This is a genomic window from Neptunomonas phycophila, from assembly GCF_001922575.1.
GTDB lineage: Bacteria > Pseudomonadota > Gammaproteobacteria > Pseudomonadales > Balneatricaceae > Neptunomonas > Neptunomonas phycophila.
In genome coordinates this window covers 2,745,683-2,772,255 of record NZ_MRCI01000001.1, presented here as the reverse complement: position 1 = coordinate 2,772,255, position 26,573 = coordinate 2,745,683, and the positions used below count along the sequence as shown (strand labels likewise).

Annotated in this window: 23 protein-coding genes and 1 tRNA gene; 12 read left to right on the top strand and 12 right to left on the bottom strand. The window is 45.6% G+C overall.

Features of this window, described 5'->3' with window-relative positions:
* Positions 1-154 precede the first annotated feature (154 nt).
* The 6 genes from pedF (at position 155) to exaC (ending at position 7,193) form a co-directional block, all read left to right on the top strand.
* Positions 155-598: a cytochrome c-550 PedF gene (gene pedF, locus BS617_RS12650; protein WP_075173143.1), complete on the top strand. Its 444-nt coding sequence runs from the start codon at positions 155-157 to the stop codon at positions 596-598.
* Positions 591-1,499, top strand: a complete 909-nt coding sequence (locus tag BS617_RS12645; protein WP_075173142.1) for a substrate-binding periplasmic protein — start codon at positions 591-593, stop codon at positions 1,497-1,499. The genes pedF and BS617_RS12645 overlap by 8 nt, the downstream gene beginning before the upstream one ends.
* A 151-nt stretch (positions 1,500-1,650) precedes the next feature.
* On the top strand, positions 1,651-2,487 hold the full coding sequence (locus BS617_RS12640) for a quinoprotein dehydrogenase-associated SoxYZ-like carrier (protein ID WP_249263603.1): 837 nt from the start codon (positions 1,651-1,653) through the stop codon (positions 2,485-2,487).
* Positions 2,487-3,428: a quinoprotein relay system zinc metallohydrolase 1 gene (locus tag BS617_RS12635; protein WP_083610027.1), complete on the top strand. Its 942-nt coding sequence runs from the start codon at positions 2,487-2,489 to the stop codon at positions 3,426-3,428. The genes BS617_RS12640 and BS617_RS12635 overlap by 1 nt, the downstream gene beginning before the upstream one ends.
* 222 nt (positions 3,429-3,650) lie before the next feature.
* Positions 3,651-5,417, top strand: a complete 1,767-nt coding sequence (locus BS617_RS12630; RefSeq protein ID WP_075173141.1) for a PQQ-dependent methanol/ethanol family dehydrogenase — start codon at positions 3,651-3,653, stop codon at positions 5,415-5,417.
* Positions 5,418-5,675: 258 nt separating this feature from the next.
* Positions 5,676-7,193, top strand: coding sequence for an acetaldehyde dehydrogenase ExaC (exaC, locus tag BS617_RS12625; RefSeq protein ID WP_075173140.1), 1,518 nt, complete (start codon positions 5,676-5,678; stop codon positions 7,191-7,193).
* Positions 7,194-7,285: 92 nt separating this feature from the next.
* Here exaC and BS617_RS12620 read toward each other — a convergent pair whose 3' ends face one another.
* Complete coding sequence (locus BS617_RS12620) at positions 7,286-7,846, bottom strand: DUF3750 domain-containing protein (RefSeq protein ID WP_075173139.1); 561 nt, start codon at positions 7,844-7,846, stop codon at positions 7,286-7,288.
* Positions 7,847-8,032: 186 nt separating this feature from the next.
* Between BS617_RS12620 and BS617_RS12615 the strand changes: the two genes are divergently transcribed.
* Positions 8,033-11,185, top strand: coding sequence for a diguanylate cyclase (locus BS617_RS12615; protein WP_083610026.1), 3,153 nt, complete (start codon positions 8,033-8,035; stop codon positions 11,183-11,185).
* Between the two features lie 62 nt (positions 11,186-11,247).
* Here the strand turns inward: BS617_RS12615 and BS617_RS12610 are convergent, their stop codons facing one another.
* The 7 genes from BS617_RS12610 to BS617_RS12580 form a co-directional block, all read right to left on the bottom strand.
* The gene (locus BS617_RS12610; RefSeq protein ID WP_075173137.1) at positions 11,248-12,288 is read right to left on the bottom strand and encodes a TIGR01620 family protein; all 1,041 of its coding nucleotides are present in this window, start codon (positions 12,286-12,288) and stop codon (positions 11,248-11,250) included.
* On the bottom strand, positions 12,288-13,721 hold the full coding sequence (locus tag BS617_RS12605) for a YcjX family GTP-binding protein (protein WP_083610025.1): 1,434 nt from the start codon (positions 13,719-13,721) through the stop codon (positions 12,288-12,290). Before BS617_RS12605 ends, BS617_RS12610 begins: the two co-directional genes overlap by 1 nt.
* Positions 13,722-13,889: 168 nt before the next feature.
* Positions 13,890-14,327, bottom strand: coding sequence for a nuclear transport factor 2 family protein (locus BS617_RS12600; RefSeq protein WP_249263621.1), 438 nt, complete (start codon positions 14,325-14,327; stop codon positions 13,890-13,892).
* A 74-nt stretch (positions 14,328-14,401) separates the two neighbouring features.
* Complete coding sequence (locus BS617_RS12595; protein ID WP_083610024.1) at positions 14,402-14,950, bottom strand: DUF3833 domain-containing protein; 549 nt, start codon at positions 14,948-14,950, stop codon at positions 14,402-14,404.
* Complete coding sequence (locus BS617_RS12590; protein WP_075173134.1) at positions 14,901-16,238, bottom strand: SAM-dependent methyltransferase; 1,338 nt, start codon at positions 16,236-16,238, stop codon at positions 14,901-14,903. Before BS617_RS12590 ends, BS617_RS12595 begins: the two co-directional genes overlap by 50 nt.
* Before the next feature lie 7 nt (positions 16,239-16,245).
* The gene (locus BS617_RS12585; RefSeq protein ID WP_075173133.1) at positions 16,246-17,043 is read right to left on the bottom strand and encodes a DUF1365 domain-containing protein; all 798 of its coding nucleotides are present in this window, start codon (positions 17,041-17,043) and stop codon (positions 16,246-16,248) included.
* Positions 17,040-18,413: an NAD(P)/FAD-dependent oxidoreductase gene (locus tag BS617_RS12580; protein ID WP_075173132.1), complete on the bottom strand. Its 1,374-nt coding sequence runs from the start codon at positions 18,411-18,413 to the stop codon at positions 17,040-17,042. Before BS617_RS12580 ends, BS617_RS12585 begins: the two co-directional genes overlap by 4 nt.
* Before the next feature lie 139 nt (positions 18,414-18,552).
* On the opposite strand from BS617_RS12580, the gene BS617_RS12575 reads away from it, so the two are divergent.
* From BS617_RS12575 to BS617_RS18485, 3 genes are all read left to right on the top strand, one after another.
* Complete coding sequence (locus BS617_RS12575; protein ID WP_075173131.1) at positions 18,553-19,107, top strand: sigma-70 family RNA polymerase sigma factor; 555 nt, start codon at positions 18,553-18,555, stop codon at positions 19,105-19,107.
* The gene (locus BS617_RS12570; protein WP_075173130.1) at positions 19,104-19,763 is read left to right on the top strand and encodes a ChrR family anti-sigma-E factor; all 660 of its coding nucleotides are present in this window, start codon (positions 19,104-19,106) and stop codon (positions 19,761-19,763) included. The genes BS617_RS12575 and BS617_RS12570 overlap by 4 nt, the downstream gene beginning before the upstream one ends.
* A gap of 237 nt (positions 19,764-20,000) precedes the next feature.
* The gene (locus BS617_RS18485) at positions 20,001-21,305 is read left to right on the top strand and encodes a methyl-accepting chemotaxis protein (RefSeq protein WP_075173129.1); all 1,305 of its coding nucleotides are present in this window, start codon (positions 20,001-20,003) and stop codon (positions 21,303-21,305) included.
* Between the two features lie 62 nt (positions 21,306-21,367).
* On the opposite strand, the gene BS617_RS12560 is transcribed toward BS617_RS18485, so the two are convergent.
* The 4 genes from BS617_RS12560 to BS617_RS12545 form a co-directional block, all read right to left on the bottom strand.
* Positions 21,368-21,443: transfer RNA gene (locus BS617_RS12560), tRNA-Phe, on the bottom strand.
* A gap of 67 nt (positions 21,444-21,510) precedes the next feature.
* Positions 21,511-21,786 (bottom strand): oxidative damage protection protein, encoded by a 276-nt coding sequence (locus BS617_RS12555; protein ID WP_075173128.1) that lies wholly within the window; start codon positions 21,784-21,786, stop codon positions 21,511-21,513.
* A gap of 13 nt (positions 21,787-21,799) precedes the next feature.
* Entirely contained in the window at positions 21,800-22,867 is a 1,068-nt protein-coding gene (gene mutY / locus BS617_RS12550; RefSeq protein ID WP_075173127.1) for an A/G-specific adenine glycosylase, read from the bottom strand.
* Positions 22,868-22,873: 6 nt separating this feature from the next.
* Positions 22,874-25,039, bottom strand: coding sequence for an AsmA family protein (locus tag BS617_RS12545; RefSeq protein ID WP_075173126.1), 2,166 nt, complete (start codon positions 25,037-25,039; stop codon positions 22,874-22,876).
* Positions 25,040-25,307: 268 nt separating this feature from the next.
* Here BS617_RS12545 and hisB point away from each other — a divergent pair, with 268 nt between their 5' ends.
* Both hisB and hisH read left to right on the top strand, forming a co-directional pair.
* On the top strand, positions 25,308-25,901 hold the full coding sequence (hisB, locus tag BS617_RS12540) for an imidazoleglycerol-phosphate dehydratase HisB (protein ID WP_075173125.1): 594 nt from the start codon (positions 25,308-25,310) through the stop codon (positions 25,899-25,901).
* On the top strand, positions 25,901-26,548 hold the full coding sequence (hisH, locus tag BS617_RS12535; protein ID WP_075173124.1) for an imidazole glycerol phosphate synthase subunit HisH: 648 nt from the start codon (positions 25,901-25,903) through the stop codon (positions 26,546-26,548). The genes hisB and hisH overlap by 1 nt, the downstream gene beginning before the upstream one ends.
* Positions 26,549-26,573 lie beyond the last annotated feature (25 nt).

Genomic DNA, 26,573 nt, shown 5'->3' with positions numbered 1-26,573 from the left:
AATGAGTTTTTGTTACTACCAAGGAACTAAATTTTGCGCGCCAAAGTACAATTCTTTACGACTAACGGGTGCTTCATCATAGATGTAAGCCTCGAGCGATCTAGATTCGGGCACGGCGTTATACGTCGACATAACAATAATATGGGTGAATTCAATGTTTCTAAAAAACAAACTAGTTCCATCGGCTGCAGCTCTGCTTTTATGTGCAGGCTTGTCTGGCCAAGCGTTTGCTCATGGCGACGTAACTCCTCAAGGTGTTGACACTGAAGGTCTAGAGCAGTTGGGTGACGAATGGCGCGACGAAAATCCGTACCGTGCTCCGTACGAAAATAACGAGCTGGCCGTTAAAATTGGATCTTCTGCATATAACCAAAACTGCGCGCGTTGCCACGGCTTAGAAGGCATATCAGGTGGTATCGCTCCTGACTTGCGCATGCTAGACCCTGGCTATGATGGTGACGAATGGTATCAATACCGTGTAGTGAACGGCGCTGTGCGTGACGGTAAAGTGTACATGCCTAAAATGGCAGACTATATTAGCCAAGAAGGTTTATGGGCAATCCGTACCTATTTGGAATCGTTACCTGTTGATGAATAAATTTACAACACTAGTCATTTGCGCAAGCCTAGCTTTTGCTGGGCAAGCGCATTCACGCTCCTTTGATGACGTTGTCGACTCTGGTGAGTTGATTGTTGGCGTGTACCGTAATTTTCCTCCATTCTCCTATCAGCAAGACGGACAGCCAAAAGGTGTCGATATTGACGTTGGCCAAGCAATTGCTGATGAAATGGGTTTGAAAATGCAACTGCATTGGGTGATTCCGGATGAGAATCTGGATGACGACCTACGTAACAATGTTTGGAAAGGTCACTACCTCGACAAGGATGACGAAAATCCGTTGGCCTTAAAAAAGCTTGCAGATGTGATGATGCGGATTCCATATGACCGTGAATATGCTTATCGTCAAGACTCCCAGACTGGGGAAATGGTCAATGAACAAGTCGTGATGTTTGGGCCGTATCAGCGTGAATCTTGGCGTGTTGCTTTTGACACCGAGAAGCTGGAAGCGGTTAAAACAATGGCTGTTTTTCAGTACCACAGTATAGGGGTTGAGCTGGATAGTTTGCCTGACTTTTATTTGTCATCCGCTTTTGCTGGCCGTATGCTCAAAAATGTACACCATTATTCAACTCCGCTGATGGCATTTGAGGGTATGAAGTCCGGCGAGGTTAAGGCTGTAATGGCAATGCGCTCTGAAATTGACGCTATGTTATTCGCAGAGAATAACCCTCGCTATCAAGTGGCTGAAAATGGCTTTCCGTCCATCGGTAAGCAGAAGTGGGATGTTGGTATGGCTGTAAAGAGCACTTATCGACAACTAGGTTATGCTGTCGAGGAGGTTGTGGATAAGATGGTTCGTGACGGACGTATGGAAGCGATTTTCTCCCGTTATGGCATCACTTATGAACTGCCCGCTCTTTATCAGGACGTGCAATAGATCGCATTTCAGTCTGCAGCGAATATACCCACTCGAAAGGGTAGAAAGTACAGGGTAAAAAGTACAATAGACGCTTGCTCGTCTTTCTTTATATGATTTGGTAATACATTTAGATAACAGTAACGAACAATAATAATTAGGAGGGTCGCTGATGCGAACCTTTCCAGCGATACTGGTTCTACTATGCCTTTGTGTGCCCATGGCGGCATGGTCACAAGTTAACGATGAGTTGATAACTCAGGCCTCTCATAATGACACTGAGCGTGCTGAACAGGCTGACCCGCTTAACTCACCTGTGTGGCATTACTTGCGTGCTCGATTTTTAGGTGAGTCGCCATACCAATTTGACGATCGAGTGGTTGTTTCCGTTCCCCCTTTTGCAGAAGACCCAACGCAAGTTCCTTTGTTGGTCGATGTAAGCTCGATAGACGAGCCTTTGCTGCGTCTAGTGGTATGGGCCGATCTAAATCCAATCCAACATATCTATTCGGTTGAGTCGGCAGATCGTCACTTACCCCGTATCGCGATTCGCTTCAAAGTTCAGCAAGCAACGCCAGTTCGGGCGGCCGTGCTAACAGAGTCGGGTAAATGGCTTGTGGGTGGCCAATACTTAGAAGCCGCGGGCGGCGGATGCACGGCGCCAAGTATGGCTAATGCAAGCCCTTACTGGGAAAGTCATTTAGGCGAAATCGAAAGCCGCAGTTTTGAGCGCGCAATGAACAGTGGGCGCTCCTCACAGCGCTATAAAGTGAAAATCATTCACCCTATGGATACAGGGTTAGTGTCAGGGATTCCTGAATTTTACATCCAACAATTAGAAGTACGACGACCCGAACAAGCGGCTATCTTGTCGATGGAACTCTCTCAGCCTGTGAGTGAAAATCCTGTGTTTACGTTTGATATGAATTCAGCTTCTGCAACGGCTCAAGATCGTTACACATTGTGGATGCGTGATAATAACGGCAATGTATTTGAGCAGGCTTTGTGATGGGTATTTATCAGGCAGCAGGGCGTTTTCTGGGGTTAATTTGTTGTCTTTTTTGGGTGAGTACAGTGGCCACGGCCAGCTCACTTAGTTATGAGCTAACGCCTCGTTTAATCGCTAAGGACACTTGGCTTTTGCAGGGCAAATTGGAAGACTTTAGCCGTGACAACGGAGCAAATATTGTTAACACGGCGTTTATTGTTACATCAGAGGGGGTCGTTGTTATTGATTCGGGTCCCTCAAAGCGATACGCACAAGCATTCAGACGTGCTATTGCTTCTGTGACGGATCATCCGGTTACGGACGTATTCATTACACATCATCACCCCGACCACTTCCTTGGTAATCAGGCTTTTGCTGATGTGAATATCTGGGCGCTGCCAACCACGGGGCGGCTCATTGCCGAGCAAGGGAATGTGTTTGCAGAAAACATGTACCGTTTGGCCGGTGATTGGATGCGCGGAACTGAGGTTTTAATGCCCAATAAGCCGCTCGATCAAACGGCAATGACCATAGGTGATCATCGTTTTAGGTTTCTATCTTTAGAGGGGCATACTGGCGCTGATCTGGCTATTTTAGATGAAACGACAGGCACTTTGTTTGCGGGTGATTTGGTTTTTTATCAACGAGCCTTAACAACACCGCACACGCCGGGAATAGATCAGTGGCTGGCTGATCTCGATAAATTAGCTGCACTGGAAGTAGCCCTTATTGTTCCGGGGCACGGGCCGGTGGATGCTAAAGGCAAGTCAATTGAACAAATGCGGGCATATTTGGTTTGGCTAGACAAAACGCTGACCCAAGCGGCCTTTGAAGGCTTAAGTATGAACGAAGTCATGAAGATACCAACCGAACCTGAATTTGCTGATATTGCATTGACGCAGTATGAGTTTATTCGAACCGTGTTTCACCTGTACGCCGGCTACGAGGAAGCGGCTTTTTAATCTGCAACAACTGGCAGTTTAAGCGCTTTCGGGCGCTCTTTTTTTGTCTGGACCTCCGCTGCTTCGCAACAGAAGTAGTACTAAGTGAGTATGAAATTTGTCCTCGGGTTGAATTGTTGGAATTGCGCAAAACTTCACAATGAAGGCATTGATCTGGGAAGTGTTCCCGGTTCACTCCTTGAGCGCCCCACAATAATAAACGATTCCGTAAAGGAGCTAGTAATGAAACATACGACTCTGGGTAAAGGTTTTGCAGTAAGCTTGCTTGCAGCGGCCATTTCTTTTTCAACTGCTGTAACGGCAGGCGTGACAGACCAGGACATTCTAAACGATCAAGCAACCACTGATGATGTTATCTCAAACGGTATGGGCCTTCGTGGTCAGCGCTATAGCCCTTTAACGAAAGTTAACGGCGATACAGTAAAAGATTTGCGACCTGTTTGGGCATTTTCATTTGGCGGTGAAAAGCAGCGTGGGCAAGAATCCCAGCCCGTTGTTAAAGATGGCGTTATGTATGTGACGGCTTCTTATTCTCGTGTTTTTGCGATCGACGTAAAGACTGGTGATGAGCTATGGCAATACGATGCTCGCCTACCTGACGCTATTATGCCTTGCTGTGACGTTATTAACCGTGGTGTTGCTCTGTACGATGATCTGGTGATCTTTGGTACGTTGGACGCTAAGTTAGTCGCGCTAAATAAAGATACTGGTAAGGTAGTTTGGAAAAAGAAAGTAGAAGACTACCAAGCAGGCTACTCATTAACAGCGGCACCTATCGTTGTTAAAGGTAAAGTAATCACGGGTGTATCCGGTGGTGAATTTGGTGTTGTTGGTAAGGTTGAAGCGTACGACGCGAAAACAGGGCAACTTGCTTGGACTCGTCCTACCGTAGAAGGCCATATGGGTTATGTCTGGAAAGACGGTAAAAAAGTTGAAAACGGCATCTCAGGCGGTGAGGCTGGTAAAACATGGCCGGGTGATATGTGGAAAACAGGTGGTGCGGCTACATGGTTAGGCGGCACGTACGATCCTGATGTCGATTTGCTGTTCTTTGGTACTGGTAACCCAGCACCGTGGAACTCTCATTTGCGCCCTGGTGATAACTTATTCTCATCTTCTCGTTTAGGTATCGATCCTGACGATGGCAAAATTGTATGGCACTTCCAAAGTACGCCACATGATGGTTGGGATTATGATGGTGTAAACGAGTTAATCTCGTTTGACTATACCGCTGAAGGTAAAACCATCAAAGCGGCCGGTACCGCTGACCGTAACGGTTTCTTTTATGTACTTAACCGTGAAAACGGTGACTTCATCCGTGGCTTCCCGTTTGTTGATAAAATCACTTGGGCAAAAGGCCTAGATGATAAAGGTCGTCCAATTTACGCAGATGCTTTCCGTCCGGGCAACCCAGCAGAAGCTACCGACGGTAAGCAGGGCTCATCCGTTGTTGCTGCACCATCTTTCTTGGGTGGTAAAAACTGGATGCCAATGTCTTATTCTAAAGACACCGGCCTTTTCTATGTCCCTTCTAACGAATGGGAAATGGATATTTGGAACGAGCCTGTTTCGTACAAAAAAGGTGCTGCTTACTTAGGTGCTGGCTTTACGATCCGCTCTATCAATGAAGACTACATTGGTGTGTTGCGCGCTATCGATCCTAAAACAGGTAAAGTGGTTTGGGATTATAAAAACTACGCACCTTTATGGGGTGGCACCATGGTTACCGCGGGTAACTTAGTATTTATGGGTAACCCTGAAGGCTATCTAATGGCATTTGATGCCAAAACAGGTGAAGAGAAATATAAGTTCAACACCGGTTCTGGCATCGTAGGCACGCCAATTACTTGGGATATGGACGGTGAGCAGTACGTATCCGTTGTATCAGGTTGGGGTGGTGCTGTTCCATTATGGGGTGGTGAAGTGGCTAAGCGTGTTAAAGACTTCAACCAAGGCGGCATGGTGTGGACGTTTAAGCTTCCAAAATAATGGCTTGAGTGACTCCTGTGATTGTGGAAAACCCGGACTATGTCCGGGTTTTTTTATAAATAACAGCAGCTTAGGTTTTGAATGTTGCATCTGCGATTAAGCCGCATTATTTAATACCAGTACCAAAGTAGTAGTTTTTCAATTCCAACGGGCGATACCTCAGTGAGGGCCCCTCTCGCTACTATCAAACCGTGACTAATGACTTGCACCTGAGCCTTACAAAGGACAGGGCTGGATAACAATAAAGAGGTCGATAAAATGATTTATGCACAGCCAGGAGCCGCAGGCTCAGTTGTAACTTTTAAAGAACGTTACGGTAACTTCATCGGTGGCGAATGGGTAGCACCGGTAAAAGGTGAATACTTCAAAAATGTATCCCCTGTAAATGGCGAAGTATTCTGTGAAATCCCACGCTCAACAGAAGAAGATATTAATTTAGCACTAGACGCAGCTCACGCGGCTAAGGATGCCTGGGCAGCTACATCTGTGACTCAGCGCTCAAACATTCTTTTGAAAATTGCTGACCGTATCGAAGAGAATCTCGAGAAGTTGGCTGTAGCAGAAACATGGGACAACGGTAAAGCGGTACGTGAAACATTAAACGCTGACGTCCCTTTGTGCGTTGATCATTTCCGTTACTATGCCGGTTGTATCCGCGCACAAGAAGGTTCTATTGGTGAAATCGATGGCAATACCGTTGCTTATCATTTCCACGAGCCGCTAGGTGTTGTTGGTCAGATTATCCCATGGAACTTCCCGCTATTGATGGCTGCTTGGAAGTTGGCTCCTGCATTAGTGGCAGGTAACTGTGTGGTAATGAAACCTGCAGAGCAAACACCAGCTTCTATCCTTGTTTTGATGGAAGTAATTGGTGATTTGTTACCTGCTGGCGTATTGAACATTGTTAACGGTTTTGGTGCAGAAGCAGGCCAAGCGCTAGCAACAAGCAAACGCATTGCTAAAATTGCTTTCACAGGATCAACACCTGTTGGTTCGCACATCTTGAAATGTGCTGCTGAGAACATCATCCCATCTACCGTTGAGCTAGGCGGTAAGTCTCCTAACATCTACTTTGAAGATGTGATGGATCAAGAAGATGACTTTATCAGTAAGTGTGTTGAAGGTACGGTTTTGGCCTTCTTTAACCAAGGTGAAGTATGTACTTGTCCTTCTCGCTTATTGGTACAAGAGTCAATCTACGAGCAGTTCATTGAGAAAGTTATTGAGCGTATCGGCCAAATCAAGCGCGGTAACCCATTGGATACTGACGTGATGGTTGGTGCACAAGCCTCTCAAGAACAGTTTGATAAGATCTTAAGCTATTTGGATATCGGTCGTCAGGAAGGTGCTCAGATTCTGACAGGTGGTGCTGCTGAAAACCTAGAGGGTTATAAGAGCGGATATTACATCCAGCCTACACTGATGAAAGGCACGAATGATATGCGTGTCTTCCAAGAAGAGATCTTTGGCCCTGTAGTAGCCGTAACAACGTTTAAAGACGAAGCTGAAGCGCTAGCAATTGCTAACGACACTGAGTTCGGTTTAGGCGCTGGTGTATGGACGCGTGATATGAACCGCTCTTACCGCATGGGACGTGGCATCCAAGCGGGTCGTGTGTGGACAAACTGCTATCACTTGTATCCTGCTCACTCTGCATTCGGCGGTTATAAGAAGTCGGGTGTTGGTCGTGAGACGCACAAAATGATGCTTGAGCATTATCAGCAAACGAAAAACATGCTGGTTAGCTACGACATCAACCCACTAGGTTTCTTCTAAGCTTTAGAAACAGTAGTGATTAGGTGGCCGAAGGCCATCTCAAAAAAAGCCCCGAAAGGGGCTTTTTTGTGTGTTAAGTGGTGTGAGTCCAGCTATTCAGCGTAGCCGCTGCCGATGGCTTTTAGGGGGAGGGATGCGTTTAGTCCGTCAACTTCTTTAATAACCCAAGCGGGGAATGTATTGCTATTTGGGCCGGGGAAAACGCGATAGTTATTTTTCCAAGGGTAACGGTTAACAGCATCCTCTATTTTAGTGATAAGTTCGGCCGCTTTTTCTCCTTGTTGGTTGTAGATTAATTCGGGTTTGGCACCGTACCAGTATCTATCTGGGTGGACTTGTTCCGAAATAGTTAGCGCAGGTAACCCTCGTTTAACGCGAAACCCTACAACCTCATAAACTGTATAGTTTGGTGCATTTTGCGGCTTGACGGCTATCCATGTGTGAACAGCAAACCACCCTCGCCATCCCCATGCATCAGCGGCATAAATTTGTACAACTGCTTCAGAGGTTGTCGCTGGGTTAGGAGCTATGCCTGCCGGTTGCCTACTAGCTGATTGCCAACCTTCTGTGGAGCATCCAGCAAAGATAACTGCACTGAAAAGTATGGTAAAAAGCGGTGCAAGCCGTGGAAAGCCTCTTTGGTGTACTTGCATGATACTTAGCTCCTTAATTTACCCACTCGAGGAATTTATAGATTCATTATTTATATAGAAGTCTGGTTTGGGATTATGCACAGAAACAATCTGTTCTTATTATCGGCTTTTAGATGGTCGCATAGGTTAAATTTGATACAATGATCGTCTAATTTCAATGATCTGCAGCGAGCAACGGACAATAATTTGGCTTTCAGAATAAGTGTGTGGTGCAGCCGTATTACGGTTTTTTTCTGGTTGTGTTTTGTCTCGTCTTTTGGGCTAGCGGCCTCTAATATTGCTCAAGCTGAAAATAGTACAACTTCCTATAAAACGGACAATAATAATAGCGCTTCTGTAGAAGCGGTTAGTATCTATTTTAATTGGCAGCATCAGTTTGAATTTGCGGGGTATTACGCGGCTCAGCAGCAAGGGTATTTTGAGGAAGCGGGGCTGTCAGTTACTTTTATTCCCTATCAGACGGGCAGCAATGTTATTGATTTAGTGAATGCTGCCCCTGGTCGTTACGGTGTTATGGATAACCGTATCGTCTTATCGTATCTCGAAGGCGAGCCGGTTGTTTTGCTGGCTAATATTTTCAAGCACCCACAGCATATCATCATTACGCAACCTGATATTCAGACGCCTTCGCAATTAAAAGGTAAAAAAATAATGGCCATGCCCGGGGAGTTAGAAACGGCTGGCTTGATGACAATGTTGCGTCAGTTTTATGTTGCAAAAGATGATTTTGAAACCGTCCCTCATGAGTTTTCTGTGGATGCTTTTGCTTCTGGAGAGGTGGATGCAATAACGGCGTTTAGTAGTAACCAGCTATACGAGTTAGAGCGTTTGCATATTCCTTACAACATTTTAGATCCTAGCCGTTATTCTGGGGACTTATATGGCGGTAATTTGTTCACCTCTGACGCTGAGGTATACGCGCATCCACAAAGGGCTCAACGATTAACTCAAGCCGTTCTCAAAGGTTGGCAATATGCATTAGATCACCCCGAAGAGCTAATCCAGTTAATACATCGTGATTATGTGGGCACTAAAACTGTTGAAGGGTTAACGTTTGAAGCCGACAAAATCAGGGATGCTGTTCGTCCGAGCGTCTATCCTATTGGCAGTATTGATCTGGAGCGTTTACGTCAAATCGCATCAATTTATATTGAGCATGACTATCACGTTAAACGTCTGAATATCGAAGGGATGCTATTTGAACCCTCGGACGCGGCTTTGTCCTTATTAGGCTTAACAAGTACTGAGCTGGATTATATTAAACGCCACCCCGTGCTTAACGTGCACAATGAAGAAAATTGGCCTCCTATCAACTTTGCAGTTAACGGTAAGCCCAGCGGTTACTCAATAGAGTTTATGGATTTGTTGGCGAGTAAGCTGGGGGTCCGTATTAATTATATTACGGGTAACGACTGGGATGCTTTCATGGATATGCTAGACGACGGGCGTCTAGACATTATGCTGAATATTGTTGAAACCTCTGAACGTTTGAAGCGGTTTATTTACACACCTCCCTACTTGTCAGCGACCACTGGCATTTTTGTGCGCAGTAATAGTAGTAATGTTTCTGTTCGATCCTTGGATGACTTGGCTGGGAAAACAGTCGCAGTACCCAATGGCTTTTTCTTGAATGAGCAGTTGAAACGTTATTACCCAAACATAAAAATTAAAAACTATACCGATTCTATACAATCCATAGAGGCGGTGGCGTCAGGCGATGTGGATGCCGTGGTGGGTCGTAGCGGTGTTATTAATTATTTAGTCGAGAAACAATTCATCAATAATGTTGTGATGTCGACGGCGGTTGAAGATCCGCGTTTCACCAGCCAAATGCAATTGGCTGTCGACAAAGATGAGCCTGTCTTACGCGATATTTTAACTAAAGTAATGGCGAATGTTACGGAAAGCGAAACAACGGCGCTGCGCCGTAAATGGGGACAAAACAGCTTTGCTAAAGAAAACTCATTATCGCCCGCTGAGCAAGAGTATTTACTGTCTAGAGAGCCGATTCGTGTTTGTATAGATCCAAAGTGGATGCCCTTTGAGGGATTGGATGTTGAGGGACAATTTATAGGAATGGAATCGGACTATTTCATGCTTTTTGAGCGCTTTTTGCGCATACCTTTCGAAATAGTTAAAACCACTTCTTGGACGCAAACTTTGGAATATGCGAAGGAGCGCCGTTGTGATTTGGTTTCCTTGGTGATCGAAGATAAACAAACTTCTGGGTTCTTGAACTTTACTTCGGCGTACTTAAGTTATCCCTACGTTATCGCTACGCGCCAAGATCAATTGTTTGTGGAAGATGTTAACCAAGTACTTGAAGAGCGCGTTGGTATCGTCCGTAGTTATGCTTTATTTGACGAGTTCTCGCGTCGCTTTCCCGCTACTGAATGGGTTGCCGTTGATGATGTTGAAGACGGGTTGCTAAGGGTCCAATCGGGAGAATTATTTGGGTTAATCGATTCGGTCCCGAGTATCGGATACGCCATGGCTGAGCTTGGGTTAATGGATATTCGCATTACCGGTAAAATAGAAGGTCAGCGCCTATTACGCACGGGAGTGCGAAATGATGATCCTATATTACTGAGTGTCATGCAAAAAGCGGTAGCTAGTCTAGACCAAGACGATCATCAAGATATACGCCGCCGCTGGAGCCCGTCTAGCGTTCAAACGAAAGAGGACTACACCCTAGCACTGTGGATATTAGGGGTGAGTGTGTTGCTCTTAAGCTTTATGGTTTATCGGCAAATTACACTTCGACGCTACAACGTTCGTATACAGGAAGCATTTGAGGAAAAAGAAAAAGCGAACTTGGCACTACTTGAAAAGACGGCCTTGCTTGAAAAAATATCGATTACTGATCCGCTAACTCAAGTTTATAACCGTCTTAAAATCAATACGATACTACAGCATGAACTTCAGCGTGTACGGCGTTATGGCGGTAATTTTTCTATACTTTTATTAGACCTTGACCACTTTAAAGATGTGAATGACACCTACGGTCATCCAGTGGGCGATCAGGTATTAAAGACTGTTGTTAAAGTCATTCAAGACGGCTTAAGAAGCACTGATTCGCTAGGGCGCTGGGGCGGTGAAGAATTTATGGTGATTTGTCCTGAGACTAAGCTGCGTAATGCCGTGCTCGTTGCCGAAAACATTCGTCGTCAAATCGCATCGACCCTCTTTGATGTGGTTGGGCAACAGAACATTAGTGTTGGTGTAACGATGCACCAGCCTGGGGATACTCTAGAAGCCATGGTAATGAGGGCTGATGAAGCCCTTTATCAAGCAAAAGATGCTGGGCGAGATCAGGTTGCTTCTGTGCCCAGTTTGTAAGGCAGCAGTAAACGCACCGATGAGGGGGCGTTTACATCCTTGCTAGCACATAGCTAAGGCTTTTATTTTTGAGATGACTCGCTACTCTGCCGTGCAACATCGGCAATAATCGACTCGCTAATTTTGTTCAGTTCTTTCTGCGCATCTTTTGTCAACGGTAGCGGGCGACACAACTTGATTGCCTGAAATCCAGAGCGTGCAGTAAATAAGCTAGCGCCAACACCTTGCCCTGCGCGGGCTGATAACGTGGTCGTGATAGAGGCTCCCAGTAAATGTGAACCCGCATGGATGGTTATTTCACTCAGCCCGGCAAACGCAATGTTGTGGAGTACGCGTTTAAGTAACTGCCATTGTGTGGCTGCGCCGGGGGCAATTCCATAGATCTCGGCTAGTTCGCGTAGCATTTTAATGTTTCGCCACCCGACTAGGTACATATCAAACGTAGCGTATGGGCTTAGCGCGACCATAAGGCCTGATTGAACACTGTTGCGCTGCACGCACTTGCGTGCAGCGGCGTCTTGCTCGCGAAGGGCGTGGTCGGATATGTAGCGAATGATTTCACTGTCGTTATACGCAGAATCAACCTGACGAATCGCGTCCTTGAAAGGCTGGTTGAGGTAGGTGTTGTCATATAACTTGTCCAGTTTTTTTAAAAAAGGCGCAGCGTCGCCATGTGTTTTTTGACTTTGTAAGGTGATGGCTTCTTGCTGAAGACGCTCCGCTTCCTTTAATTGACGAAGTCCTTTGAAGCTACCGTATAGCCACACGGTACCGGAAATAATAGTGATTCCAGTAACGGCTGTGCATATGCCCCCTAAAATAGGGTTGAGTTCATAACCCCAAGTAATAAAACGGTAGACTTCGCTGACTACAGCCCCTGTTAGTACGGCGGTTATTGCTGCCCCAAAGATGCGTGACCAAAGGCGTCGCTTCTTTTTAGGTGGCGGGGTTTCAGTAAGTACTAGTTCGCTGTCGTCAGTGGCGGTAACTGAGTCCGGAGCAAAAACATGCGGTTCCATGGGAGGTTCTTGAAACTGCGATGTTTGGCTGGTCTGTTTAGGATCGATAAAAACAGGCTTTTGCCATGATGGCTGGTCACTCATTAGAATAGGTCTCCTGTAAGGTATTCCAAGGCCTGATCAAGGCGAATGTGGTGTTCGGGCCGAAGGTCACTGCTGGGAAGTTTTTTGGGCGCAAAGTCGACAAACTGGAAGCGGCTGCTATTCCAGTCGTTATCCGTAGGTAGCTCAACAGGAACCTCGCCAGGGAATAAGGCTACCACCTCGCCCGTTGACTTATCGTAACCCTTAAGACAAGAGATTTGCTGACCATCTAGCTTAGCTTGAGCGGATTCAGTAGAGCGAATGGACGCGACGGCCAAACAGGCGGTGTCGATTTCTTCAAAGCGCATATCTCGCTGTGCGTCTTGAATGATGAGTTCTAAAAACTTATCTAAGTTATGGTGCTGGTTCGCCGTTACATGGTCAGCTTTTGAGGAGGCAAATAAAACTTTGTCGATGCGCGGGCTGAATAGCCGACGTAAAAATCCAGACGAGCCATAGTTAAAGCTTTGCAGGATATCTGTTAGCGCGAGCTTCATATCATCAAAGCATGGCTTGCCGTTATTGAGTGCTTTCAAGCAATCAACAAGTACAACTTGGCGATCAAAACGTGAAAAATGCTCGCGGTAAAAGCGTTTGACCACTTGCTCTCGATAAAGGGTATAGCGTTGCTGCAAAAGCGCATAGGCGGAATCAGGCGGAACGTCACTTTTATCCACCGCAGGAATAATCGGAAAAAGTGTTAGGAGCGGATCACCAGCCATGTCTCCCGGCAAGATACAGCGGCCCGGTTGCAACAAGCTAAGCGCATAAGGCTGCTGCCGAAATAGGTGAAGTAAGGCGGTGTATTCGCGGCTTAGCTCGTCAATACGCGACGTATCTGCAGGCGCTAGCCAATCAAATGATTCTTGAGCCTTGAGCCAGCTTTGAGCGAGGCTCGCTCTTGGCTCCAAAGCAAATAGCTCACGTTGTTTGTCGCACCATTGCTCAAAGTTATGATTAAGTAGTGGGAGATCCAGTAACCACTCACCAGGGTAATCGATAATATCTAAATACAAGGTGGCCGAATCGGTGACTAAGCGTTTAAGGCGATTCCCCGGTTTGTACTTTATCGCTAAGCGAACCTCAGATAAGCCCGTAGTGGATGGCGGCCATTGTGGAGGCTCTTGTGATAAGGCGCTTACGGCATCCTTTAAAGGGAACGGGTGTGGAGATTGATCGCTAATATTTTTGACGCTAATGATGCGATGGTCACCGGCTGCGCTAAAAAAGGGAAGTGATTTATTTTGATGGGCGTGCAGTAGGTGATGGGTCAGGGAGGTGATAAAAACCGTTTTGCCACTTCGGCTAAGTCCGGTAACGGCAATTTTAATGTGCTTGTCCAGTCCTTGATCCATAACATCTTTAATTTGCTGCTGCACATCATCTACAAAGTCAGTGCCGACTAAGCGCTTTATTTTTGATCCCAATCCCATTCTTTTCTCCTGAATAGCGGAAGAACGATGCTGTCGTTGGCAAAGTGAAAATAAAAGCTTGCAGCATCTGCACTGATTATGACCGCTAATAGTCACTCAAGTGCCTTTCTTTGTTCATAGTAGATTGCGGCAAGAAGGTAAATTACAAGGTGTTTAAGGCGAGATAGGTCATTTTAAAATGCTTATTTTGCGCTTTATTAACCGTAAGATGTAAGCAATAACAGGAATTTTTTCGTAGAAGTGTGTTGCTGCATCCCAATAGTCCTGATGGTGCATGATGCGATAGCTTCCATCCAGTGTGAGCTCGCTAACCCCTGTAAAGCGCCAGGCTTTTCCTGAAGCTGTTAGCACGCCACTAAAGTCCCAACTGACAAAGCATTTGTTTCCAGAGAAGGCGATCGATTTCACATCAAAGTGAGGTGTTTGGACGTTATCTATAAAATGCGTCAGTACTGCCATTACGCTGTCATAGCCACTTGCTTTATTAAAGGGGTCTATGAAGCATATATTAGGTGCAGCAACGGCTGTTAAACGGTTGAGAGATAAGCGATCGAGCGAGTTAAAAAAGGCAATGTAGTTCTCTACTGCTTTTTGGGCACGGATCATATCATTCACGGTTTTGCTCTTTACTAACGTTAACTAACAACATGGCTCTGACCTGGGCTTAAGAGATTAAGTTGTTAAAAGTGAGTGTTAGTGGGTTGCTTATTGAAAAAAAGTAATACGGTACCTAACTCTATTCCCCATTTACTCACGGTTGCTTTGTTGATCATTACATCATCAGATTGTAAAAACATCCAATCGTTAAATTTAACCTTATAGGACTTCCCCCCAACGGGTAGCATCATGGTGTATTTCCAATTGAGTGCATTACCAGCCACTAGCCCTTGAGCCTTGCCGATTATGTCATCGGCTTGGCCTTCATATCGGTTCTTACCGGTTTGGGTAATGGTCCAGATGCGTTGATCAGTCTCTCCGTCGTTGTAAACAAAATCTTCAACCAGAATGAGTTTTCCATCTTGCTGGCTGCCATTAATGGTCACTTTAAAGCTGCGTTTGACGTTGCCGAAACGGTCTTCAAATAATCCCCAAGCGTGAGTCGTACCCAAAAAGTAGTCGTCTAATACAAAGTGGGGTTGTGTGTTGCTAAACTCCTCAATATTCATAGAGCTGCAACCATTAACCATGATGGCCATGAGTAGGCACACTGTGAGGCGTCGTATTCGCATTGGGCGCTCCTTGCTTTTGAGTTTGAGTGGAAGAAAGCAAACTACTGCAAAGGGGCTTTCTGATTTTGAACAGGCGTACATCGATCGAGCGATAGCGAAATCCACTCTCACAGTAAGCCAGATAATACTCCCACATGCGTTTAAAGCGCTCATCATAGCCTTGTGGTTTAATGCTTTCCCAGCGCTGCGTGAAGGTTTCACGCCACTGCCGTAGCGTTTCGGCATAATCTAAGCCAAACTCGAGTTGCTCTTCCATGTGCATGCCGTGTGCTTGGGTTAAATCCATGACCTTCTCGGCGGTGGGTAGCATACCTCCAGGAAATATGTAGCGCTGGATAAAGTCGGCATTATTACGGTAGTTTTCAAAGCGTTTGGGTTCGATGCATATGATTTGAAGTACAGCGGTCCCGCCGGGCTTTAGTGATGTGTAAAGCTTTTGGAAGTAGGTATCCCAATGGGCTTCCCCAACCGCTTCAAACATCTCTATTGATACGATGCGCTCAAATGTTTGATCGATGTCTCGGTAGTCTTGGAAGGCGAGCTTAATACGATCATTAGCCTCCAATAGAGCGACTCTGTGATTGGCATAGGCGAGCTGCTCTTTCGATAGGGTTACACCGTAGAGCGATAAATTATCTTGTTCGCTAACCGTCTCGGCAAAGCCACCCCAGCCACATCCTATTTCTAAGATCCGGTCGCCACTTTTGGCTTCGCTCATTGAAAGGATGCGTTGATATTTGGCGTTTTGGGCTTGGGCAAGCGTCAGGCTAGTGTCTTCAAATAACGCTGAAGAGTAGGTCATGGTTTCGTCTAACCACTCTTGATAGAAGCTGTTGCCTAAGTCGTAGTGGTAGGCAATGTTTTTGCGGCTGCCCCGCTTGCTGTTGTCGTTTAAGCGGTGCCAGATTCGGTTGATTAGCGCAGAAATGGAGCGGCCGGCAAACGCGGTACGTAAAGCGTCTTCGTTGTACATGGCCCAATCAGTTAGTGTGATGAGGGAGTCGCACTCCCAGTCGCCTGCCATGTAGCTTTCAGCCCAGCCTAACAGCCCATTCACGCTGCTTTTAAGGATAGCGCGGTTGCGTTTAAGCTTAATAACGGGGGCTGCCACATCGCTGTTAGGGTGCCCTATTGCGATACGGTCTCCGCTTTTAGTGACGATGTGAATAGCTGTTATGTTAGCGGCGTTAAGCGTGCTAATTAGTTTTCTAAGAAGCCAGCTATGGTGTGGATTTGTGCTCGATTTGATTAACTCATGTGGTTTAGTCGTAGGCTGAATTCGATTCATAACTGCTTTACCGTTTGCTCGAGTGGGTTGGCTGACCGTGAGAAATTAAATGGCTAGGAGCGGCGGGGCGTTTGACAAGCTTGACGCCTTTACCCCAAAGCTTGAGTGCTTCCCAGTGGATAGCGAAAATAACTTTTACCGTATTTAGAGGGTGCCTGAAGAGCTGTTTTGTAATGACAGACTGGCTGAGAGTTTCGCGCTGCCCTTTCCAAACAGCTGTCATGATTGGCTTGCCTTGGTGTGTTTGGTTAATAGTGAGTGCCAGCTTTTCTTGAGGTAACCTGAACGTAAACTGGTAAGTACATTCCATCGGCATAAATGGAGATACATAAAAGTGCTTATCGGCTTGGTGTTTGTAGGGCTGGGTATGTGTCGCTGTATCAGAATTATTGATAGGGACTAGATAATGATGACGTTGCTTGAAGGTGTTACGTACTTCGTATAAAACGGCATTTAGATTCTGATTGGCGTCATAGCAAAACCAGACAACAAGTGGATTAAAAACATAGCCAAGACAGCGAATTTGACACAATAGCTCTACACGCTCCGGTATGGGTAAGTGGTTCTCCTGCATAATGTCATTAATAAAAGCTCTAGGCGCTCGGCCGTCGGCAAAACCATAATCACTATCATGGAAGCTAAATAAAGCGCCTTTATTCCAGCTAAATCCGCGTAGATCGCGATGCAATGTACCTAACTCGTCGATATCGATAAGCCAGCTAGAAAGGGAGTATTCAAAGCGATGTGATTTTGGGGTAAATCGTTGATGCATCACATCGCCATGATAAAGCGCGGACCGAATCATGCTGTTGCTTCCTCGATAAGGCTATCCGTTACGGTTTGTTCTAGGAAATCTGATGGCGCTGGAATTCTGTCATACATGCCGTGAACATCCCAAGGTCGTCGTACGCCACTAATTTTCTCAGCAACTAATAAGCCCGCTTGAATCCCATCTTCATGGAACCCAAAGCCGCACCAAGCACCACAGAACCAGGTGTTATGGTTTCCTTGTATGTCCCAAAGGTCTATTTGTGCCTTGTCCGTATCTTTATTAAAAATAGGGTGGTCGTATAAAAAGCTGGCATGCACTGAGCCTTTAGCAGGCTCTTCGAATGGGTTGAGCGTCAAAATCATTGGTTGTTCTGTTTTTAGATGTTGTAACTTGTTCATCCAATAGCTTACGCACAGGGCGCCCCCGCTGTGTGCGTTGTCGCCAAGATAGTTCCAACTTGACCATGCGTGTTTACGACGGGGCATTAATTTTGTGTCGCTGTGTAAAACAGCTTTGTTGCGCTCGAACCGAAAATGGGAAAGCACATCTATTTCATCTTGGCGGGGGTCGGCAAGCAGTCGCAACGCTTGATCGGCATGGCATGCAAAGATTACATGGTCAAATTGCCACTGGTCGCCTTGCCAGTCAGTGATTAGGGCTTTGCCGCCAAACCTACGAACCCCTCGTATTGAGCGGTGCGTTAAAATGTCTCCACGTATTTCTGCACATAAACGTGTTACATACTCTCGGCTGCCATTATTGACGGTATGCCATTGTGGGCGATCTTTAACTTGAAGTAAGCCGTGGTTTTCACAAAATCTTAAGAACGGTTTTGCTGGGTAGTCGAGCATTTTCTCCATGGGGGTTGACCATATGGCAGCTCCCATCGGTAAAAGGTGATCATCTCTAAATGAATCGCTATAACCTTTATCTTTTAAAAGTTCCCGTAGTGTCATGTGGTCGTCTTTGACAAAATTAGGATCACTACTTTCTTTATAGAACTTTAGAATGTCGCTAACCATTTTAATAAATGAAGGTCTTAAAAGGTTGCTGCGTTGGGCAAATAAACCATTTAAACCACTCCCTGAATATTCCAAACGGCCTTTATCCATTGAAACACTAAATGACATATCGGTTGGGGATACAGGGACATCCAAATGTTTAAACAATGAGACTAAATTGGGGTAATTAGGCGGGTTAAAAACAATAAACCCGGTGTCGACAGGAATAATATTCCCTTCATTCGTTTTAACATCTACAGTATTGCTGTGGCCACCAAGCCGATCATTTTTTTCAAATACGGTAATATCAACATCGTTTTGTTGGGACAGATGCCAAGCTGCGCTAAGTCCTGCAATACCAGATCCTACTACGGCGATTTTCAAAGGTTTAGATGCATGCATGGGGTAGTCCGTTTTTAGTTTGCAGATATTCATTTGTTAGTTCTCATTACGGACTGAAAAGAAAACTAGATCAAATTAGTTATGGGTGATCTAAATCGCTGTTAGTATCGTAGAGATACACATGAAACAGGAAGCTAGAATGCAAGATGAATCCGGTCCTCGCGATCAGATCAAACATTGGAATACATGCCTTGAGCGCATTGCCTCAACGGGCGACAAGCACATGTATATGGATTTCTATGACCATTTCGCCCCGCGGCTTAAGTCTTGGCTGTTAGGTGTTGCGAAAGATGACGTTCTGGCTGAAGAACTCACACAAGAGACAATGATGACTGTATGGCGTAAAGCCAAACAGTACGACAGCAAAAAAGCAGCGGCGAGCACATGGATTTTTAGAATAGCGCGCAATCTACACGTAGATCATCTGCGTCGGCAGCGTGTTAGGGATAAGGCCGTTCTTGTTTATGACGAGTGTGAAACTGTTAATTACGATGCCCATGCAGATAGTTTTCGCATTCGGGATGAAATTAAAAAATTACCGGTACAGCAAGCCCAAGTGATTTATAAATCTTATTTTGAAGGCAAAAGCCATCAAGAAATATCCGACGAGATGAGTTTACCTCTAGGTAGTGTTAAATCTAGCCTACGTCTCGCCTTTCAGAAACTAAGTAAAGCAGTGAGGTCGGAAGCATGAGTGCACATCATCATCCTGACGACGCAACCCTCATGAGCTATGCAGCAGGAGCATTGCCTGAGTCGTTTGAAACATTAGTTGCCTGCCATCTGCAGTTTTGTACACGGTGCAAACAGCGTATTCGTGAAGCGGAAGATATTGGTGCGGCATTACTGGAAGCCGCTGAGCCTACAACTAACCGCGGTCGGGACCAGTTTTTTGCTCAATTGATGCAAGAGCCTGATATTGATCCGATGATGGACTCAGTAATCGCTGAGAGTGCTGCAATGACGAGGCAGCACGCTTTTCCAGCACCGCTGCAACAACTGCTAAAGAATGGCGATACTGGGTTAGCATGGCGACGTCTTGTTCCAGGCATACAGCAAATTCGTATGGAAACCCGTGATGGCGGTTTGCGCTTATTGCGTATCCAACCCGGCATGAGTATTCCTATTCACACTCATCATGGCAGTGAGATGACCTTAATATTAGACGGATCCTATAGCGATGAGTTAGGGCGCTTTAAACCAGGTGACGTAGCCGATTTGGACCCGACAGTCGAGCATCAGCCTATTACAGATGGTAACGTTCCTTGTATTTGTTTAGTGGCTACTGATGCCCCTATGAAGTTTCAAGGCCTTCTACCAAAGCTCTTACAGCCATTTGTTGGCTTATAAACTACTCTCCCGTCTATAGAATAAACCGGCGTACAGCCGGTTTTTTTATGCATATTAAATGCGAATAAAACTCAATAATAAGCGTATCCAATCTAAGACAAAAAAATAAAGCCGATTTCTTTACATAGGGATAACCCTAAACTACTTTTAAAGCAATGATATAAATAAAGTTCAGTAAATCAATGCTTTATTAATGCTAGATTAACAACAGCGTAAATTATTATTGAGGTTTCCCATATGTTTAATAGAAGGCTAAAAGAGCAATTCAATTCAACTGTTAACGAGCTGGATGCTCTTAAAAGCTTTTCAGATGCAATTATGGGAAATATTGCTGTTATCGAGTTTAATCCTGATGGGACTATCATTACGGCTAATGACATTTTTTTGAAAGCGGTAGGCTATGAACTCGATGAAATTGTTGGACAGCACCACCGTATTTTTTGTAGCGCTACATTTTCCTCCTCGCCTGAATATAAAGCGTTTTGGGAGCGCTTGGGTCAAGGAGGTAAAGAGGGCGGGATATTTTTGCGCCGTAATAAACAAAACGAAGATTTATGGCTAGAAGCAACATATTTTCCCGTAATGGCAGACGGTAAAGTTTTAAGAGTTATTAAATTTGCAAGCGATGTGACGGCCGATAAAACGTCATTAAACACTCAATTAGCTACGCAAGATGCAATAAATCGGTCCATGGCGGTAATTGAGTTTACCCCAAAAGGTGAGATCATAACGGCGAATGCTAACTTTGAAGCGGCCGTGGGCTATAGCTTGTCAGAAATTCAGGGTCGCCATCATGAAATGTTTTGTTTCGATGAATTTTATCGGGACAACCCTGATTTCTGGAAGGAGCTGGCCAACGGTGAATTTAAGTCAGGGCAGTTCAAGCGAAAACAAAAGTCAGGACAAACGATTTGGTTAGAGGCTACATACAACCCTATTTATGATGCCAAAGGTAGGGTTATTAAGGTGGTTAAGTTTGCCTCAGATATTACGGCAAGAGTGGAGCAGCAAGCGTCGATTAGGGAAGCGGCCCAAGTGGCTTACGAAACGTCAGAAACAACCACCACCGCGGCTGCTCATGGCGGTGAGACGCTGAGAAAATCCGTTGATATATCGGCTGGCATTGAGCGCGAAGTAGAGAAGTCATCTAATTTAATCGACAGTCTTAACCAGCAATCCCACGAAATATCCAAAATTGTGACCACTATCAGCAGTATAGCTGACCAGACAAACTTGCTTGCTCTAAATGCGGCTATCGAAGCGGCGCGGGCAGGAGATCATGGGCGAGGGTTTGCTGTTGTGGCGGATGAAGTTCGTCAATTGGCAGCTCGAACATCAACATCAACGGTTGAAGTAGAGAACATGGTGAAGCAGAACAGTGATTTAACCAGTAAAGCCAGAAATAGCATGACCAAAGTCAAAGAGCAGGTAAACAATAGTAATCAGTTAGTTAATGAGGCGCATGGCTTAATTACAGATATACAAGGTGGCGCTCGTCATGTAGCTAAAACCGTCGAAAAGCTGCTGGGGGTGCAAGGGTAGTTTTTGGTAGTGTAAAAACTAAAAAACCTCGTTTTCTATTAAGAAATACGAGGTTTTAAAGATGGTGCCCGGAGGCGGAATCGAACCACCGACACGGGGATTTTCAATCCCCTGCTCTACCGACTGAGCTATCCGGGCAACTCAAGAGGCGCGTATTTAATCGTGTCAGCGCTTTCTTGTCAACTGTTTTTGTTAACTTTTTATGTTATGCCTTTGATGGAGGCACATAGCCTTCGGCTTTGATGTAATCCTCACCGTCCATAAACTTTTCCATTTCTTCGGCTAGCACTTTACGCGTGTTGGGGTCCATCAAGCTCATATGCTTTTCGTTGATAATTAGAGTTTGGTGCTCGATCCACGCTTGCCATGCTTTTTTTGAAATAGTGTCATAGATTTCTTGGCCTTTAGGGCCTGGATAAGGAGGCTTGTCTAAGCCTTCTAACTCTTCTTTAAATTTTCTGCACATGACGGTACGAGTCATGGGTGTCTCCCGGTTAATCAATTTGAGCAGTATGCTGTTCTAACAGGCGCTTTACAGGCGCTGCTAGGCCGATATTGGGCGGTTGGAGTATGTTATACCAGAGTGTGGATTGTCCTTCCATGACACAGTTTATAGGGGTATTGCTGGCGGAGGACGCAAGCGCTATCCGAACAGGCGTTATGTCTAAGTGGTAATGACTAAAGGTGTGCCGAACAGGTTCAAGCGGTATGGCGCTGTCTAAGTCTAAGTCTAGACCCGATTCAGTGGTTGCGTCGCGTAAGTCGGTTACTTCGGGGAGGCTCCACAATCCACCCCAGATGCCGGTAGGAGGGCGTTGGCGTAATAGTGTTTCGCCACGGCTATTCTGAACCAGCAGCATGATGGTTTGTTTAACCGGTTGAACCTTTTTGGGCTTTGGGTGTGGGAAGGCGCTTGGCGTTCCTCGCTTTAAGGCTTCACAGGCACTTTCAATTGGGCAAAGTAAGCAGCTAGGTTTGCTTCGGGTGCACAGGGTTGCGCCTAAATCCATCATGGCTTGGGTGTAATCGCCAACGCGCTCATAGGGGGTGTTTTGTTCGGCATACTCCCACAAGCGTTTCTGGTTAGCAGTGGTACCTGTCCAGCCTTCTACAGCATAAAAGCGAGCGAGTACTCGCTTTACATTTCCATCTAATATAGCGGCTCGTTTTCCAGTGGATATCGACAGTATTGCGCCAGCCGTTGAGCGTCCTATGCCAGGTAGGTCAGCTAGCTCCTCCACTGTTTCAGGGAAGTGCCCGTTATAGTCGCGGCTAATGATTTGTGCCGTTTTATGCAGGTTACGTGCGCGGGCGTAATAACCTAGCCCTGTCCATAAGTGGAGAATATCATCTTGTGGAGCGTCAGCGAGCGCGTGCACATCGGGAAACTGCGCAATAAAGCGTTCGAAGTAGGGGATAACTGTGGTTACTTGGGTTTGCTGCAGCATGATTTCAGAAATCCACGTGAAATATGCTGTTTTCTTTGCTTGCCAAGGCAGAGTATGGCGGCCGTGCTGATCAAACCAATCCAGCACGGCGGTATTAAACTGTGAAGGTGTCATGTGGGATTAAAAAAGTCCTTTAATCAAGCCTTTGACACTGTCACCATCGCCTAACTTTTCCTTAAGCTTGTCTTCAACCTTGCTTTTAACTTCGTCTTTCACTTGGTTTTTTACCTTGTCAGTTAACGCTGCTTTAAGCATATCTTTGATGGCGTTAGTGTCTGGCTTGCAGAGTTTGGCAGGCGCTTCATCGAAGCCACCTTTACAGAGTACCGGCCATTCTACACCTTCTAGTTTGTTATTCACGGAGCAACTTTGCTTAAATAGATTCTCTTTAATCATTAAGCCAAGTCCGTAATTGAGTGTGCGTTGAGGAAGGTTCACATCGCCTTTGCCCGATAAGCTCATGGCATCTAAACTGGCACTTAAATCGTTATTGCTGACTACACCGTTTTTGATAGTGAAATTGCCGCCCATCTTGGCGAAAGGTGTCGAGCTATCAACACTTTCAGCGGTACTTAATTGCCCAAGTGCGCTTAGATTGTTCATCGTTTGGCAGAGTTGTTGGGCCATATCTATACCTTGGATAACGCCGTTTTGTAATCCAACGTTGGCCGTTCCATTTAGGCTGTTGACGATGTCGTAAACGGAGACTCCGTTCGCTGTAACAGCTGCTGTTGTCGACAACGCGCCAGTGATGGGCGCGCTGCCATTTAATGCCGTGAGCATTTCTCCCAACTGTAAGCCGTTAATCTTTTTATTGACGGTAAGTCGTGCGGGCGATTTGCGAACGTCAAGTGAGCCGCTTGTTGCAATAGAGCCACTGTACATAGTTAAGTTGGCTCGGTTGAGTTTGATCAAACCATTACGCGCATCAATGCTGACATCTACATTACCAATAGGCATTTTATTGTAAGTGATACTTTGCATTTTGAGCGAAGCGCCAAAGTTAAGCGGCTTGAGTGCATCGACAGGAATGACGGCTTCTTTGGAGTAACCATGGTTTTTAGCTTCGCTGCTGTCTGTAATACTTTTAGCCTCCCCAGCGCTTTTGTTTGAGGGAGGTAAGTAGCGGTCGATAATAATGCTATTGCCAGATAGCGCTAAGTCTGCGCGCCCTGTTTCTAGTGAATAACTGGCTGACCCATTAAGTTTTGTGTCGTCTACAGTAATAGCCAAGGAGTCCGTTTGGATCGTCTTTGCGTCTCCTGTAAATTGGCTTACAAAATTCATTTTGTTGAAAGCGCCATTATCCGTCACATCAATGATTGGCAGGCCGAGCTCTTCGAGTACCGAGTTTAAAGCAAAGGTGTCCGTTTTGATGGAGCCTGTCATTTTAAGTGTATTCAGGTCTTCAATAGTGACGTGGCCTGAGGCTTTCAGATTACTTAATTGAGCGATCCAGCTCTCTACCACTACACGGTTTTGGGCAAGGTTGGCGACAAGGTCTGTTTCAAGGTGAAGCTTGATCAGTTTTTCAGCTTCTAGCGTAACGTCGCTGTTAAAGTCTTGAACAGTATATTGTTGATTTTCCAAATCGAGGGTGATGTTAGCGGTTGCTGAAATTTTTGCCGCCAATGTCTGCTTATTATTTTGCTGCTGCGTTAGGTCGGCGGCGATATCAAGTGGAAATACGTCCCCATCACTGATCTGGCCACTGTTGATGGTTAAGTTGTTGAGCGTGACCTGTTGCTGAGTTTGTTGGTCTATGTAGGTCACGGTGCCATCTTTAATGCTGATACTCTGAATATCAAGCGATAGAGGCTGATTATTGCCACTGGTATCTTGTGGTTCGGTATTTGGCGATGTCGGTTCAGCGTCGGTGGTAGCGACCGAGTCAGCCGTCGGTTGCTGCCAATTAACTTTACCGTCTTTATCTTTGGTCAAGTTTAAAGATAAGCCTTCAATCAAGATACTGTCCATTTGGACTTTTCCTGAAAAAAGCGCTGGTATATTCACGGCTAACTGCGCTTTGGATAAGTTGGCTAATTCTGGTTGGTCTACAAATCGAACATCGACGTCGGCGATGCTTAAGCCGAGCCAAGGGTAAAACGACCAATCAATATCACCTCCTACAGAGAGGTCAATGTTTGCTTTTTCTTTCGCCAGAGCTTCAATTTCAGGTTTGTAGTCGTTCGGATCAAAGAGAGCTGTTAAAACCCCAACGGCAATCACACCTAATAAAATGACGGCGGCAAGAATGCCAATCACTATTTTAATTATTTTACCCATGGAAATCCCTTAGTTAGTCATCCAGCGAAAGTCATCGTAAATCATTACTTATGATCATAACCTGTATAGCCTGCATCTTGTACGTGAACAGGAGGTTAAGATACTGAAGTATAGGGTAAGAGTCGTATCTTTTTTCTCAGTTCCACTTAACATCAATGTGTTTTTGCAGGTTAGTCGAGTTTTATTGTTTTAAACCGATACCTTACGGTGCATCTGAAGGCGGCTGGATATATAATGAACGTTTTCTGTTTTGTCATCGGAGTGCAGCATGTCTGAGCGTAAGGCTACAGTGAATCGCGAAACCTTAGAAACGCAAATTACGGTCTCTATCAACTTGGATGGAACCGGCAAATTTAGTGCGGATACGGGGGTTCCTTTTCTTGAGCATATGATGGATCAAATTGCTCGCCATGGCATGATAGATATTGAGATTGAAGCCAATGGCGATATTTATATTGATGATCATCACACCGTTGAAGACATCGGTATTACGCTAGGTCAGGCCTTTAAAGAAGCCGTAGGTGATAAGAAGGGGATCTACCGTTATGGTCATGCCTACGTGCCGCTAGACGAAGCTTTGTCTCGGGTTGTGATCGACTTTTCTGGCCGTCCAGGCTTGAGTTTTAATTGCGAGTTTACACGTGCCAGCATAGGCCGCTTGGATACACAGCTGTTTTGGGAGTTTTTCCAAGGGTTTGTTAACCATGCGGGTGTGACTTTGCACATTGATAACATCAAAGGCTTTAATGCTCATCACCAAGCGGAGACTATTTTTAAAGCGTTTGGACGTGCACTACGCATGGCTCTTGAGCGTGATGAACGTGCGGCAGGCATGATGCCATCTACGAAGGGCGTTTTATAATGAGCACCATTGCCGTGATTGATTATGGCATGGGCAATTTACACTCGGTCGCCAAAGCGTTAGAACACGTGCAGCCGGGTGTTGAGGTCTGGGTGACTTCGGACGCCCAGAAAATTGCCGACGCTGATCGTGTTTTATTACCCGGAGTAGGCGCAATCCGTGATTGCATGTCTGAAATTTATGCACAAGGTGTGGATAAAGAAGTAGCACAAGCTATCCGTTCAGGCAGACCTTTCCTCGGGATTTGTGTTGGCTACCAAGCTTTAATGCAGCGCTCAGAAGAAAACGGTGGTGTGGACTGCCTAGGCGAATTTGAAGGGCAGGTGCAGTTTTTTGGGCATGATCATACGGATGCGCAAGGTGAGCGCCTAAAAGTACCGCACATGGGGTGGAATGAGGTTAAGCAAACCATTGATCATCCTTTGTGGAAGGATATTCCAGATAACAGCCGTTTCTACTTTGTGCACAGTTATTATGTGAATGCTGTTAGGCGTGAGCAGGTGGCTGGTATGTGTACTTACGGTAATACTTTTGATGTTGCACAAAGTCATAACAACGTGTTCGCCGTGCAATTTCATCCTGAAAAAAGCCACACGGTAGGCTTACAGTTACTAAAAAACTTTTTGAACTGGGATGGTAAGCCTTAAACAAGGCTTACCAAACAAGCAGCTA

Coding starts and splice junctions, on each gene's coding strand:
- pedF (WP_075173143.1), top strand. CDS start 155: ATGTTTCTAAAAAACAAACTAGTTCCATCGGCTGCAGCTCTGCTTTTA.
- BS617_RS12645 (WP_075173142.1), top strand. CDS start 591: ATGAATAAATTTACAACACTAGTCATTTGCGCAAGCCTAGCTTTTGCT.
- BS617_RS12640 (WP_249263603.1), top strand. CDS start 1,651: ATGCGAACCTTTCCAGCGATACTGGTTCTACTATGCCTTTGTGTGCCC.
- BS617_RS12635 (WP_083610027.1), top strand. CDS start 2,487: ATGGGTATTTATCAGGCAGCAGGGCGTTTTCTGGGGTTAATTTGTTGT.
- BS617_RS12630 (WP_075173141.1), top strand. CDS start 3,651: ATGAAACATACGACTCTGGGTAAAGGTTTTGCAGTAAGCTTGCTTGCA.
- exaC (WP_075173140.1), top strand. CDS start 5,676: ATGATTTATGCACAGCCAGGAGCCGCAGGCTCAGTTGTAACTTTTAAA.
- BS617_RS12620 (WP_075173139.1), bottom strand. CDS start 7,846: ATGCAAGTACACCAAAGAGGCTTTCCACGGCTTGCACCGCTTTTTACC.
- BS617_RS12610 (WP_075173137.1), bottom strand. CDS start 12,288: ATGAGTGACCAGCCATCATGGCAAAAGCCTGTTTTTATCGATCCTAAA.
- BS617_RS12605 (WP_083610025.1), bottom strand. CDS start 13,721: ATGGGATTGGGATCAAAAATAAAGCGCTTAGTCGGCACTGACTTTGTA.
- BS617_RS12600 (WP_249263621.1), bottom strand. CDS start 14,327: ATGATCCGTGCCCAAAAAGCAGTAGAGAACTACATTGCCTTTTTTAAC.
- BS617_RS12595 (WP_083610024.1), bottom strand. CDS start 14,950: ATGCGAATACGACGCCTCACAGTGTGCCTACTCATGGCCATCATGGTT.
- BS617_RS12590 (WP_075173134.1), bottom strand. CDS start 16,238: ATGAATCGAATTCAGCCTACGACTAAACCACATGAGTTAATCAAATCG.
- BS617_RS12585 (WP_075173133.1), bottom strand. CDS start 17,043: ATGATTCGGTCCGCGCTTTATCATGGCGATGTGATGCATCAACGATTT.
- BS617_RS12580 (WP_075173132.1), bottom strand. CDS start 18,413: ATGCATGCATCTAAACCTTTGAAAATCGCCGTAGTAGGATCTGGTATT.
- BS617_RS12575 (WP_075173131.1), top strand. CDS start 18,553: ATGCAAGATGAATCCGGTCCTCGCGATCAGATCAAACATTGGAATACA.
- BS617_RS12570 (WP_075173130.1), top strand. CDS start 19,104: ATGAGTGCACATCATCATCCTGACGACGCAACCCTCATGAGCTATGCA.
- BS617_RS18485 (WP_075173129.1), top strand. CDS start 20,001: ATGTTTAATAGAAGGCTAAAAGAGCAATTCAATTCAACTGTTAACGAG.
- BS617_RS12555 (WP_075173128.1), bottom strand. CDS start 21,786: ATGACTCGTACCGTCATGTGCAGAAAATTTAAAGAAGAGTTAGAAGGC.
- mutY (WP_075173127.1), bottom strand. CDS start 22,867: ATGACACCTTCACAGTTTAATACCGCCGTGCTGGATTGGTTTGATCAG.
- BS617_RS12545 (WP_075173126.1), bottom strand. CDS start 25,039: ATGGGTAAAATAATTAAAATAGTGATTGGCATTCTTGCCGCCGTCATT.
- hisB (WP_075173125.1), top strand. CDS start 25,308: ATGTCTGAGCGTAAGGCTACAGTGAATCGCGAAACCTTAGAAACGCAA.
- hisH (WP_075173124.1), top strand. CDS start 25,901: ATGAGCACCATTGCCGTGATTGATTATGGCATGGGCAATTTACACTCG.